Annotated in this window: 10 protein-coding genes and 1 pseudogene; 6 read left to right on the forward strand and 5 right to left on the reverse strand. The window is 51.9% G+C overall.

Annotated elements, in window-relative coordinates:
- Nucleotides 1-153: 153 nt before the first annotated feature.
- The 3 genes and pseudogenes from iolB to HV477_RS07020 form a co-directional block, all read right to left on the reverse strand.
- Nucleotides 154-963, reverse strand: coding sequence for a 5-deoxy-glucuronate isomerase (gene iolB / locus HV477_RS07010; protein ID WP_000002010.1), 810 nt, complete (start codon nucleotides 961-963; stop codon nucleotides 154-156).
- Nucleotides 964-987: 24 nt separating this feature from the next.
- On the reverse strand, nucleotides 988-2,493 hold the full coding sequence (gene iolA, locus HV477_RS07015) for a malonate-semialdehyde dehydrogenase IolA (protein WP_000450729.1): 1,506 nt from the start codon (nucleotides 2,491-2,493) through the stop codon (nucleotides 988-990).
- 15 nt (nucleotides 2,494-2,508) lie between these two features.
- Nucleotides 2,509-2,811: pseudogene (locus HV477_RS07020) on the reverse strand (hypothetical protein).
- A gap of 122 nt (nucleotides 2,812-2,933) precedes the next feature.
- Here HV477_RS07020 and reiD point away from each other — a divergent pair.
- From reiD to iolI1, 5 genes are all read left to right on the forward strand, one after another.
- Complete coding sequence (gene reiD / locus HV477_RS07025) at nucleotides 2,934-3,758, forward strand: myo-inositol utilization transcriptional regulator ReiD (RefSeq protein ID WP_000332219.1); 825 nt, start codon at nucleotides 2,934-2,936, stop codon at nucleotides 3,756-3,758.
- Between the two features lie 259 nt (nucleotides 3,759-4,017).
- Nucleotides 4,018-4,938, forward strand: coding sequence for a myo-inosose-2 dehydratase (gene iolE / locus HV477_RS07030; protein WP_079898736.1), 921 nt, complete (start codon nucleotides 4,018-4,020; stop codon nucleotides 4,936-4,938).
- 18 nt (nucleotides 4,939-4,956) lie between these two features.
- Entirely contained in the window at nucleotides 4,957-5,967 is a 1,011-nt protein-coding gene (gene iolG1, locus HV477_RS07035) for an inositol 2-dehydrogenase IolG1 (RefSeq protein ID WP_079898735.1), read from the forward strand.
- 97 nt (nucleotides 5,968-6,064) lie between these two features.
- Entirely contained in the window at nucleotides 6,065-7,408 is a 1,344-nt protein-coding gene (gene srfJ, locus HV477_RS07040; RefSeq protein ID WP_000678387.1) for a lysosomal glucosyl ceramidase-like type III secretion effector SrfJ, read from the forward strand.
- Complete coding sequence (iolI1, locus tag HV477_RS07045) at nucleotides 7,409-8,242, forward strand: 2-keto-myo-inositol isomerase IolI1 (RefSeq protein WP_079898734.1); 834 nt, start codon at nucleotides 7,409-7,411, stop codon at nucleotides 8,240-8,242.
- Here the strand turns inward: iolI1 and HV477_RS07050 are convergent.
- Both HV477_RS07050 and iolC read right to left on the reverse strand, forming a co-directional pair.
- Complete coding sequence (locus HV477_RS07050; protein ID WP_001111174.1) at nucleotides 8,239-9,405, reverse strand: MFS transporter; 1,167 nt, start codon at nucleotides 9,403-9,405, stop codon at nucleotides 8,239-8,241. The genes iolI1 and HV477_RS07050 overlap by 4 nt on opposite strands.
- 60 nt (nucleotides 9,406-9,465) lie before the next feature.
- A complete protein-coding gene (gene iolC / locus HV477_RS07055) occupies nucleotides 9,466-11,403 on the reverse strand; it encodes a 5-dehydro-2-deoxygluconokinase (protein ID WP_077905570.1) in 1,938 nt (645 codons plus the stop codon).
- A gap of 416 nt (nucleotides 11,404-11,819) precedes the next feature.
- On the opposite strand from iolC, the gene iolD reads away from it, so the two are divergent.
- On the forward strand, nucleotides 11,820-13,760 hold the full coding sequence (iolD, locus tag HV477_RS07060) for a 3D-(3,5/4)-trihydroxycyclohexane-1,2-dione acylhydrolase (decyclizing) (protein ID WP_000849477.1): 1,941 nt from the start codon (nucleotides 11,820-11,822) through the stop codon (nucleotides 13,758-13,760).
- Nucleotides 13,761-13,863: the final 103 nt, after the last annotated feature.

Below are 13,863 nucleotides of genomic sequence, written 5' to 3' on the forward strand. Positions count from 1 at the left end.
CTTGGTGGGGGCCGTGCCGTAAATACGCTATATACAAAACAGGGAAATAATTTAAGAGAAGGCGGATAGCGATCTTATGAGCGTGTGTGGCGCAGAGTTGAATAAAAAAGCCAGCCGCAGAGGACGGCTGGCAAAGTACCACTCAACGAAGTGTTATCGCGGGTAGTCTGGTGAGTTAATCCACGCGTGGTTCTCTTCCCAGGTGAAACGCCATTTTCGTAGCGGGCCGGCCATCACGTTCAGATAGTAGTTATCGTAACCCGCGATGGTGGCAACCGGGTGGTAGCCCTTAGGTACTTTCACTACATCCCGGTTATAGACCGCCATACATTCATCCAGGCTGCGATCGTCGGTGTAGACGCGCTGTAAGCAGAATCCCTGAGGTGGATTGAAACGGTGATAGTACGTCTCTTCCAGATAGGTCTCCTGGCCTTCAACTGCCGTATCGTGCTTGTGCGCGGGCCAGGAGCTGGTATCGCCTTCATTAGTGTACACTTCAACGACTAGCAGGCTGTCGGCGAGCTGGCTATCAGGAAGGATGTTATGCACCAGGCGCTGATTGCGCCCTTTTCCCCGATGCTCTACCCCGACCTCTTGTGGCGAGATCAGACGTACCGGAAGCTCTCCGAATCCCGGCGCGCTGCATACGGCCAGCTCAAGGTCGGTTTCGGCTGTCACTTTCGCCTCCGTATGATGGGGGAGGTAAACCGAATAAGCCGGAATGCGTTCAAACGGACTCATGCGCTGACCAATCCGATAGAAAAAACTGTCGGCGGCCTTAACGCTGGCCAGCCCGGCAACCAGCACCAGACAGCGTTCACGCTCATCGGACGGCAGGGTTATCGACTCTCCAGCCTTCAACTGCCAGACATCAAAACCGACATACTCCCAGCCTGCATTTTGAGGGGAAATGTGTTGGATATTTCCCGACTCAGAGGTACAGGTACTCAGCAAGTTGGCCATAATCTTCTCCTTCCTGAAAGCGTATTAACCGAGAGTCGGCATACTGAACTCCGATACGATCTGCTGTCCGTTCGGCCAACGCGAGGTAACGGTTTTCATCCGGGTATAGAAGCGCACGCCATCCGGCCCATGGACGTTCAGGGCGCCAAACACCGAGCGCTTCCAGCCGCCAAAAGAGTGAAATGCCATCGGAACCGGAACTGGAATATTAATACCGACCATCCCGGCTTCAACCGACTGGGCGAATTCGCGCGCATAGTGACCGTTGGTGGTGAAAATCACGCTGCCGTTGCCGAATTCATGGGAGTTTACCGTGCTAATGGCGGTGGCATAATCCGGGACGCGCACAATTCCGAGAACCGGGCCAAAAATTTCTTCACGCCAGATGGTCATCTCAGGCGTGACGTTATCAAACAGAGTGCCGCCGACATAAAAGCCTTCAGGATATCCCGCCACGCTATAGTTGCGGCCATCCATGACCAGAGTTGCTCCCTCGCTAACCCCTTTGTCGATGTAACCCAACACTTTCTGTTGGTGAGCACGTGAAACAACCGGGCCCATTTCATTTTCATCTTTGCCGCGCAGCTCTCCCGGGCCGATACGTAGCGCCGCAATCAGCGGTTTCAGGCGTTCGATCAGACGGTCCGCCGTTTCATCGCCCACCGCGACCACTACCGGCAGCGCCATACAGCGTTCGCCCGCGGAACCAAATGCTCCGCCCATAATGGCGTTGACGGTGGCGTCCAGGTCTGCATCCGGCATGACGATTGCGTGATTTTTGGCGGCCCCGAAGGCCTGTACGCGTTTGCCATGGGCGCTGGCGGTGGTATAGATATGTTCCGCGACGGCGGAGGAACCGACAAAGCTGACGGCCTGTACACGAGGGTCGCTGGTCAACAGGCTAGCCGCCTCATTGCCACAGTGAACAACGTTAAACACGCCGTCCGGCAGGCCAGCCTCCTGCAGAAGCTGCGCCATACGTAACGATGCGGACGGCACCAGTGCGGGCGGCTTCAGGACGAAGGTATTGCCGCAAGCCAGAGCAACCGGGAACATCCACATAGGCACCATTGCCGGGAAGTTAAACGGTGTGATGCCTGCCACAACCCCAAGCGGCTGCATTAATGAAAAGCTGTCAACGCCTGAGCCGACGTTAAAGGAGTACTCTCCTTTGCTGAGGTGCGGGATCCCGCAGGCAAATTCGACAACCTCTATGCCGCGCGTCAGCTCGCCAAGCGCATCTGACCAGACCTTGCCATGCTCGCTGACGATCAGCGCCGCCAGTTCGTCCCGATGCTTTTCCAGTAATACTTTGAATTCAAAAAGGATACGTGCCCGGCGTAGCGGAGTCATTTTACTCCATGCCGGAAAAGCCTCATGTGCGCTTTGAATTGCCGCCAGCATCTCCTCTCGGGTGCTCTGGGTGACCTGACGAATTACTTTACCGGTGGCCGGATTAGTCACCGGTAGCGTCTCGCCGCTGCTGCTCAGTGTCGTTTTACCATGAATAAAATTGCCGACTGTTTCCATCTCTTTTTTATCCTCTTAAACCGATGTTGACGACGTTCTGACTGAGCGGTCACAGGAAAGCCTGGTTATCTTCAGCCTAAAACGCATACCGTATTCAATGTAAATTTTAGGATTAAAAATTTCAAATTTATTTTTATGAAATTTTATTTTGAAAATTTGACGACTGGTTTTTATACGAGGTTATGTGCAGTAAGAAATCAAAAATCTAATTAACTTATTGATTTTTATTGTTTTTATTTGTTGTGGTATCAATGGTTGTCTGTTGTGACGAGGAAAGATTTGGAAAAAATTATGATCTATATAGCATTTTTGTTTCATTTGGTGTGGTATAAAAATTCAAATTTCAGGGGTGTTTCGGCACCACAGTTTCGGATATTGGAGGGTAAATCATGCGCTTGTGCTTCTGTCCTTCAGAACGAGAGAATAAGGCTCAGCCCCAGTTGGCGTATGTGAGTCAGGTCAGTGAGAGCAATGGTCCGTTTGTCCGGTTCATGCATATGCACCCACAGACCGTTGAACTGATTCTTATCACCGAAGGAGACGGGGAGTATTTCATTGGCGATCGCATCTACCCGGTTCGTAAAGGCGACCTGGTCATTTATAACAGCCAGGTGGTGCATGATGAGTATCTGGAAAGCGGGCGGCCAATTGGCACTATTTGTTGTGGGATTAACAATATTTCGTGTCCGGGTCTACGTGAGAATGCGCTAATACCGGATGATATTGTGCCGGTTATTCCACTGTATCACCATTATGCGACGGTGGAAAAACTGATGAGCTCCGTGTTTACCGTTATTAATCAGCATGCGGTAGAAGGGCCAGCAATGGCGCAGCTATTGACCCAGGTAGTACTCAAATACATTGAGGGAAATGTCTTATTGCGCACAGGTAACGATGCCATACAGCGCCATGAAAATTTACTTGATTCAATAAAATCCTATATTGATCGCAATTTCTATGAGCCAATTCGGCTGGATACGCTGGCGACGAAATTTAATGTCAGTCCTTATTATGTTTCCCATGAATTTAAACGCCGCTATGGTTATTCACCGATGGATTACCTGATAAAACGTAGGCTGGGGGAGGCGCAATCGTTACTAACCACGGATGAAGGCGGGCGCGAAAAGATCACCTCTATTGCTTATCGTGTTGGCTTTAGCAACCTTAGTCATTTTCAGAATTACTTCAAAAATAAAGTAGGGAAAACGCCCGGTCAATATCGCAAGGACTATCGTAAAGCTAATTATTTATTATTTGAATATTAATGCTTGCTAAAATTTAATCGTCATGAGAATGGTCGCAATACTGCGGCCATTTTTTATTTGTCGGTATATTTTATGCGTTTATCTATAGCGCGAAAAGTCTGGCAATATCATTAAAGAGTGATGATTTTTTTGTGATACCTGACGCATTTATCCCACTTCTTCAACCAGGATAGATAAAGTTTTTCAGGCTACAAAAAGTAATATGTTGTCCATCAAAGGTTAATTTGCATCGCGGTATGCAGTAAAAGCGTTTCATTAAGTGGGAGCCAGCAATATGTACAATGTAAAAAAGAGCATTAAGTTGGGGATTGCGCCTATCGGTTGGCGCAATGATGATATTCCTGAGATTGGTAAAGAAAATACATATAAACAAATACTTAGTGATGCCGCGCTCACCGGTTTTTCCGGGACGGAAGTTGGCGGTTGTTATCCGCAGGATCCTGCTGAGTTAAATAAAGAGTTAATGCTTCGCGGACTGGAAATACCAGGCCAGTGGTTTTCTTCCTTTATTATTCGCGATGGTATTGCATCTGCGATGAATGCTTTTGAACAGCATTGTGCTTATTTGCAGGCAATACATGCATATGTCGCCGTTGTTTCTGAACAAACTTATAGTATTCAAGGCATTATCGATAAGTGCGTTTATACAGAGAAGCCTAACTTCAGCGACAGCGAATGGCAGCTTTTATGCGAAGGACTTAATGCGCTTGGGAAAATTGCCAATGCGCACGGGCTGAAGCTCGCTTTCCATCATCATATGGGTACCGGTGTGCAGACTCTGCCGGAAGTGGATCGACTCATGGAGAATACCGATCCGCAATTTGTACATCTGCTGTTTGATACCGGGCATATATATGTTTCTGACGGCGATGTCATGCCGCTACTGAGTAAACATTTTGATCGTATTAAACACGTTCATTTTAAAGATGTGCGTAATGAAAAACTCAAAGCATGTCGCCTCGCGAAGAAATCATTCCTCAATTCTTTCCTTGATGGTGTGTTTACCGTCCCCGGCGATGGAAATATTGATTTTAAATCCGTATTAGCTTATCTGGTCGGGCATCAATATGCTGGCTGGATTGTTGTTGAGGCCGAGCAGGATCCTAAGAAATATAACCCATTGGAATATGCGCAAAAAGGTAAAAAGCATATTGATGAGTTACTGAAAAATTATCTTTAATTGAAAAGGAAACAGAAAATGACTTTAAAAGCAGGTATTGTAGGTATCGGCATGATCGGCTCCGATCACTTAAGACGTCTGGCCAACACCGTGTCGGGTGTAGAGGTTGTTGCCGTATGTGATATCGTCGCGGGTAGGGCGCAGGCGGCGCTGGATAAGTATGCGATCGAAGCCAAAGATTATAATGACTATCACGATCTGATTAATGATAAAGACGTTGAAGTGGTCATCATTACCGCATCAAATGAGGCGCATGCCGATGTGGCCGTTGCCGCGCTAAATGCTAACAAATATGTTTTCTGCGAAAAACCGTTAGCGGTGACGGCTGCGGATTGTCAGCGTGTGATTGAAGCAGAGCAGAAAAATGGTAAGCGCATGGTGCAGATTGGTTTTATGCGCCGCTACGACAAAGGTTACGTTCAGCTGAAAAATATTATCGACAGCGGCGAAATCGGTCAGCCATTAATGGTTCATGGACGTCATTACAATGCCAGCACGGTGCCAGAATACAAAACGCCACAGGCTATTTATGAAACATTGATTCATGAAATTGACGTTATGCACTGGCTGCTTAACGAAGATTATAAAACCGTTAAGGTTTACTTCCCGCGTCAGTCCAGCCTGGTGACCACTCTGCGTGATCCGCAGCTGGTTGTAATGGAAACCACCTCCGGCATCAATATTGTGGTTGAAGTGTTTGTGAACTGCCAGTATGGCTATGACATTCACTGCGATGTTACCGGCGAGAAAGGAATGGCGGAGCTGCCAACCGTCGCCAGCGCCGCGGTACGGAAAGCGGCGAAGTATAGCACCGACATCCTGGTTGACTGGAAACAGCGCTTTATTGATGCCTACGACATTGAGTTCCAGGATTTCTTCGATCGCCTGAACGCAGGATTGCCGCCGGCAGGCCCAACGTCATGGGATGGTTATCTGGCTGCGGTTACCGCTGATGCCTGCGTGAAGTCTCAGGAAACAGGGAGTACCGAGATTGTTGAATTACCCTCAAAACCTGATTTCTACAAATAAACCTTCCGCGTATTAAAACCTTCTGCCGGATAGCGATGCTTAAGCGTCCTATCCGGCATATCACAATTTATTATCTTCTTTTATCCGGAACTTCCCTATGAAAGGCAGACTCATCTCTTCCGATCCGTATCGTCAGCAATTCCTTGTTGAGCGTGCGGTCTCTTTTTCGCATCGTCAGCGTGATTGCAGTGAATTAATCAGCGTCTTACCGCGCCACACGTTACAGCAGATTGACGGATTCGGCGGCAGCTTTACCGAAGGTGCGGGCGTGGTATTCAACAGCATGAGCGAAAAGACGAAGGCGCAATTTCTTTCCCTTTATTTTTCTGCTCAGGAACATAATTACACTCTGGCGCGAATGCCAATTCAGAGCTGTGATTTTTCCCTGGGCAATTACGCGTATGTCGATTCCAGCGCTGACCTGCTGCAGGGACGGCTCTCCTTTTCCCGCGATGAAGCGCATTTAATACCGCTGATTTCCGGGGCGTTGCGGTTAAATCCACACATGAAGCTGATGGCTTCGCCGTGGAGTCCGCCGGCGTTTATGAAAACTAATAACGATATGAACGGTGGCGGCAAGCTGCGGCGCGAATGCTACGCCGACTGGGCCGATATCATTATCAACTACCTGCTGGAATACCGCCGCCACGGCATTAATGTGCAGGCGCTCTCCGTGCAGAATGAGCCGGTGGCGGTAAAAACCTGGGACTCCTGTCTGTATAGCGTGGAAGAGGAGACAGCCTTTGCCGTGCAGTATCTGCGTCCGCGCCTCGCCCGGCAGGGTATGGATGAGATGGAGATCTATATCTGGGATCACGATAAAGATGGCCTGGTAGACTGGGCTGAACTCGCCTTTGCTGACGAAGCTAATTATAAGGGAATTAACGGGCTGGCATTCCACTGGTATACCGGCGACCATTTTTCGCAAATACAGTATCTGGCCCAGTGCCTGCCGGATAAAAAACTCCTGTTTTCCGAAGGCTGTGTGCCAATGGAGAGCGATGCCGGTAGCCAGATTCGCCACTGGCATACCTATCTCCATGACATGATTGGTAATTTCAAATCGGGTTGTAGCGGGTTTATCGACTGGAATCTGCTGTTGAACAGTGAGGGTGGGCCGAATCATCAGGGTAATCTGTGTGAAGCGCCCATTCAATACGATGCGCAAAACGACGTGCTGCGGCGTAACCACTCCTGGTATGGTATTGGCCACTTCTGCCGCTATGTGCGTCCGGGGGCGAGGGTCATGCTTTCTTCAAGTTACGATAATCTTCTGGAAGAGGTGGGATTTGTGAATCCCGACGGCGAGCGTGTGCTGGTGGTGTATAACCGCGATGTCCAGGAAAGGCGTTGTCGGGTGCTGGATGGCGATAAAGAGATCGCGTTAACGCTGCCGCCGTCAGGCGCCAGTACGTTGCTATGGCGGCAGGAGTCGATCTGAATGATGAAGCTGGGATTTAATGAAGCGACCTGTATGCGAAACTCCACGCTGGCACAGGATGTTGTGTTGGCGGAACGTTTTGGCTATGACTACATCGAAATCCGTCTGGATATGTTGCAGGAGTGGTTACAGAAACATACGTTAAGCGAGCTGGCAGACATTTTTGCCGTCGGCCACCTTAAGCCCTGGGGCTACAATTCGCTGGAAGACATTACGTTTTGTGATAGCGAAAGCTGGGCGGAGAAACGGCGGCAGTTGGCTTTCGCCTGCCATGCTGGCTCAGTGGTGGGGGGGGATTGTCTGGTTGTGGTGCCCACCATTCGTCAGGGGGGAAATTTTCCGCCAGGGGAAACGGTGAAAGATTCAGTGAAGCGTCTGCGCGAGATGGCGGCAGTGGCGGAAGAAAGCCAGATGCGGCTGGCCTTTGAGCCGATCGGTTCCGCAGGATGCTGTGTGCGCAGTCTTGCCATGGCGATGGAGATCGTAGATGCGGTCGATCGCAGTAACGTCGGGCTGGTCATCGATGCCTTTAATCTTTACCTGCACGATCAATGGCGGGATCTGACCACGCTTCGCCAGATCCCTGTGGAAAAGATCTTCGTTTACCATATTGATGACGCCGATAATTTGCCGCTGGCAACGCTGGAGCATTGCCATCGTCTGTTTCCTGGCAACGGCGTGATCCCACTGCATGAGATCACGCATGAGCTAGTGCAGAAGGGCTATGAGGGGATCTGTTCGCTGGAACTGTTTAACCTTGGCTACTGGCAGATGGCGGCCAGCGAAGTCTTTGCGATAGGGGCGGAAAAGACTCGCCCCTTCTTAACAGCTTAATGTTGCCGCAGCAGGAGATGGACAACCGCCGCGCCCAGCAGCGCGCAGGCCGCGGCCAGAAGAAAGACCTGCTGATAGCCGATAAACGGCGTCAGCAGGCCCGCTATTGGTCCGGTAAATCCGTAGGCCAGATCCTGAAACGCTGACCAGACGCCGAGGGCCGTACCACGAATCTCCGGTGGCACTCTGCGCACAACCTCTACGCCCAGCGATGGGAACATCAGCGAACAGCCGCAGCCGGTAATCGCCGCGCCAATCAGCGCAGCGCCTGCTGACGGAGCGGCCCACATTACCGCCAGTCCGGTCCCCTCTACCAGTAGTGAAAAGGTTGCGACCGTGGCGCCGCCGTAACGGTCGGGAAATTTGGCGCAGAAAAAGCGGACAGCGATAAACGCAATGCCAAACAGCGTCATCGCAAAACCGGTGTTATCCCAGTGACGCTCGTTGAACCAGAGGGCGGTAAATGCGCTAAGGGTGGCAAAACCAATACCCTGGAGCACAAGCCCTGTTCCGGGCCGCCACACCAGGCCGACGACCCGTAGCACTGGCACGCGGGGACGGGCTGTTGGGATATTCCCCGGAATGCCATAGATGACTCCGCTGGCGATGATCGGCAACAGCACGACGAGGAGCGCCGGAAGCGCCAGGCCGGCCCTGGCGTAAAGCGACAGCCCCAGCGGCGCGCCGATAGCCAGCGCACCGTAGGTCGCCATGCCGTTCCAGGAAATAACCTGACCCGCGTGGGTCGAGCCCGCCAGCCACATCCCCCAGGTTAAATTACCGGTCAAAATGAAACTTTCACCGATGCCCAGCAGCACACGACCAACAATCAGTATGGCCCATGCGAGCAGCGGAACCGGGTGAGCGATTAGACTGACCAGCATCAGCAGACCTGATGCGGCGCAGTAGAACTGACCGGTGATAACCGTCCGACGTCCGCCTGACGTGTCGGCTTTTCGACCCGCGGCGCCCCGGGTAAGCAAGGTGGCGATAAATTGGCTGCCTACCGCGATACCGATCAACAGATCGCTCAGATGCAACTGCTGCTGAACGTACAGCGGCAGCATGACTAACGGGATGCCAATAGTCAGATAGTTGAGAAACATCGCGGCGCTGATGCGAAACAGCGTGATCGATGTGGAATGTTGTGTGAGAGCTGGCATGGAATCGTCCTTGAACACGCCCCTTGCCCGATGCAGACACGGGGCGTGATGAGGCAGGCATTAACGTGCCGGGCGGTATTCGCGCCAGTAGTCGATAAGCATGCGGTATTTTTGTTTCACCGTTGCGATGAGCTGTTCATCGTTAAGCTGGCCGCCTAACCACTGGCGTGACGGTTCGCCAAAGATGGTCCGGCCGACGGCGAAACCTTTCACCCAGGGCATATCCGCTGCTGCGGCGAATCCTGACTTCAACTCGCTTTCCGGTGCGTCCAGGCCAAGTATCAATATACCGCGACATTCAGGGTCATAATGCTCAATATGCTGGCTGATTTCTCGCCAACGATCTGGGCTTAACGGCGGCAGTTTCCACCAGTCCGGGAGGATCCCCAGTTGATAAAAACGTTCCACAATCTGAGGATAGTATTGCTCATTTTGGTCTGCCGCATCGCGCGGCAAGATGACTTCCAGCAGCAGATCGTGACCAGACTGGCAGCAGGCGCGGTAAACCTCGTCAATGAGCGCCTCTTGTTCAAGACGTACCGACTCTGCATCGAGTGGATGATAGAAGACCAGACATTTCACGACGTGCTCTTGCGGCCAGCTGACAAGCTGAGAGCCAATATCGCCATGTTCCAGCTTCAGCGGATACGAACCGGGCATCTCAACCGGTCGGCCAATCCACCATCCCTGGCCGGTCACGTCGTTAAGCGCCTGCTGACCAAAGGTGGTATCGGCAAGGATGCCGCTATTATTCTGTAAACCGGCCTCAAGCGCCGCCTGACGTGCCCCTTCCAGCAGTAGCATCTTCAGGGGAGGGATCGCGGATTCACTGGCGCCGACTTCATTTGCGATATCCACCAGTTGCTTGCGATGGTCAAAGGCGAATACGCACAGCTCCGGCCAGTGCTGTTTACGGGTTGTGACCCGATGAAGGTGATTCAGCCGCGGGTCTTTGTCTGGCCGGGTGATGGATTGTTCACGCGCGAGGTAGTTGTCCAGCTCTTTTTTGGTTGGCATGGCGGGGGCACAACCGTGGCGCGATACCACTAACGCGCCGCAGGCGTTTGCATAACGGCAGGCTTGCTCCCAGCTTTCATCGTTCAGGTATCCCCGCAGCAGTCCTGACATAAAGGCATCGCCCGCGCCCAGCACGTTCAGAACGTCTACACGAACGCCGCTATGTATCTTCACCTGCGACCAGTCATCGGCGATGTTGCCTTCAAAGACTGAGCAGCCCAGCGCGCCGCGTTTGCACACCAGTACGGCCTGGGTCAACTGACGGACGCGCCGCAGGGCGGTCAGCGTGTCGGTACTGCCGCCGGCGATATGGAATTCTTCTTCGGTCCCAACGATCAGATCGAAATGGCGCAATACCTGCTGGAGCTGTTCGGTAACCTGTGATGAGGCGATGAAACGTGTTTCACCGTCTCCTAGCGACGTCAGACCCCACAGCACGGGGCGATAGTCGATATCCAGTGCCCGCCGCAGCCCGTGTTTTTGCGCATACTCCAGCGCTTTAAGAACGGCGGCGCGCGTATTGGGGTGAGAAAGATGGGTACCGGTGACGGCTAATGCGCGTGAAGAAGCGATGTAATCTTCGCGGATATCCTCGGGTGTTAGCGCCATGTCCGCGCAGTTATCGCGGTAGAAGATCAGAGGAAAGGTGTCCTGATCTTTAATGCCGAGGATCACCAGCGCGGTCAGACGATCGCGATCCGACAGCAGGCACTGCGTATCCACACCAACGCGGTTTAATTCTTCACGAACGAAACGTCCCATATGCTCATCGCCGACGCGGGCCAGCATAGCGGAACGTAATCCCTGAATGGCCGTGCCGTAGGCAACATTGCCTGACGATCCCCCTAAATATTTAGCGAAAGTCGTCATATCCTCCAGCCGCGACCCGATTTGTTGACCATACAAATCAACGGCGACTCGTCCCAGACAGATAACGTCCAGCGGCTTTTGCTCACTACTGACTGCTTTATTCATTGACATATCCCCTAACAGAAGACGGTGTTATTTTTGCCCATACTAAGGTTTGGTGATTTCATTTTCAATAAAAATGGAAATAATGTTTTCATTTATTGTTTGAACAAGATCACAGAAATGGTATTTCCGGGCAACGCGTATGATCGTTTTTTGTTGTGTTTTTTGTTTTAATTGATTGATTATTAATGTGTTATTTCTTTTAAAAGCACATGGAAGATAAATTTCATTTTCATGAAAAATACGCCTAAATGGCGAAATTTTTTAACCGTTTTTTGATCTCCTTCCCATAAATGAAATATAAATTCCATATAATTGTGAGAACGGAAATTTTGATCCTATGATAAGTCTCTGTGTTTTTGGGGCTGAAGCGATGCATAAGCAGGCAACGACAGCCGAACGGTTGATAAAAGCAGGTGGGGTACATGAAAACAATCAGGTTGACCATGGCGCAGGCTTTGGTGCGCTTTCTTGATAATCAGTACATCGACGTAGACGGCAGCGAAATCAAATTTGTAAAAGGGATTTTCGCCATTTTTGGCCACGGGAACGTCGTCGGATTGGGGCAAGCGCTGGAAGAGGACTGTGGCCAACTTAGCGTTCATCAAGGGCGTAACGAACAGGGAATGGCGCATATCGCGACGGGGTTTGCCCGCCAGATGCGTCGCCATCAGATTTATGCCTGCACCTCCTCAGTGGGGCCAGGGGCCGCCAATATGATCACCGCAGCGGCGACCGCGACGGCTAACCGTATTCCACTGCTTTTGCTGCCGGGCGATGTGTACGCATCGCGTCAACCCGACCCGGTTTTGCAACAGGTTGAACAAGAACACGATCTGACGCTGAGCACCAATGACGCTTTCCGTGCAGTTAGCCGCTACTGGGATCGCATTACGCGTCCGGAACAGCTAATGAGCGCCTGTATCAGCGCGATGCGGGTGTTAACCGATCCGGCGGATACGGGGGCCGTGACGCTTTGCCTGCCACAGGATGTGCAGGGTGAAGCCTGGGATTATCCGGATTATTTTTTCGCTCGCCGGGTCTATCGTCTTGAGCGTCACGCGCCGACGGAGCCGATGCTGAACGAGGCGGTTGCGCTGATTCGCCGCCACCAGCGGCCGCTGATCGTTTGCGGCGGGGGCGTGAAGTACTCGCAGGCTGAAGAGGCGCTGCTGAGATTTGCCGAACGCTGTCATCTGCCGATTGCTGAAACCCAGGCTGGCAAGGGAGCGCTCAGTTCTGCACACCCGCTGAACGTCGGCGGGATTGGCGAAACCGGTTCACTGGCGGCGAATCTGCTGGCGCAGGAGGCCGATCTGATTATCGGTGTAGGGACGCGCTATACCGATTTCACCACCTCCTCAAAGTGGATCTTCCAGAATCCCGACGTGCGCTACTTAAATATCAACGTTAGCCGCTTTGATGTCTTCAAGCTGGATGGCGTACAGATGCAGGGTGACGCTCGCGTCGCCCTGACGCAGCTTAGCGAACGGCTGGCCCAGGAGCATTATGCTTCGCAATGGGGTGAGACTATTCACCGCGTCCGCTCGCAATATATGGCGGAAGTTGAGCGCGTCTATGCTGTGGAATATAGCGGAGAGGGCTTCAAACCTGAAATTGAGGATCATATGGATACTCAAAAGGTGTTTGAAGAGTTTAATGAGATTACGCGGTCGTGGCTGACCCAGACGCGCGTGTTGGGTGTGCTTAACCGGATGTTGCCGGAAAACGCGCTGGTGGTGGCGGCGGCGGGCAGCCTGCCGGGCGACCTCCAGCGTGTCTGGCAAAGCCGCGGCGAGAATGATTACCACGTCGAGTACGGCTACTCCTGTATGGGCTACGAAGTCAATGCCGCATTGGGGGCCAAACTGGCGCAGCCGGAGCGCGAGGTGTACAGCTTCGTGGGCGACGGTTCGTTCATGATGCTGCACTCTGAGTTGGTCACTTCCGTCCAGATGGGGAAAAAGATTACCGTCATTTTGCTCGATAACATGACCAACGGCTGTATCAATAATCTGCAAATGGAACACGGTATGGACAGTTACTTCACCGAGTTTCGTTTCCATCAGCAGGAGAGCGGTCGTCAGGAAGGCGGGTTTATCCCGGTCGATTTCGCTCGCATCGCTGAAGGATATGGTTGTAAAAGCTATCGCGTCACCACCATTGAACAACTGCATGAAGCGTTGGAAGATGCTCGTAAACAGACCGTGAGCACGCTGATAGACATAAAAGTGCTTCCCAAAACGATGGTGCATAAGTACCTGAGCTGGTGGCGCGTTGGTGGGGCGCAGGTATCCCGTAGCGAACGTATCCAGGCGGTAGCGCGTATGCTTGAAGAACATATCGGACAGGCCCGGCAGTACTGATTAATTTGCCGTCGTTCAGGTTGCAGAAGTGTGGTTATTGTTCTGCAACCTGAACGATACAGCGTCAACGCATTGTTTGCTTTTCAGAACGGCAAAATAAAAC

Origin of the sequence: Salmonella sp. SG203 (assembly GCF_013350575.1) — a bacterium.
Classification (GTDB): Bacteria; Pseudomonadota; Gammaproteobacteria; order Enterobacterales; family Enterobacteriaceae; genus Salmonella; species Salmonella enterica.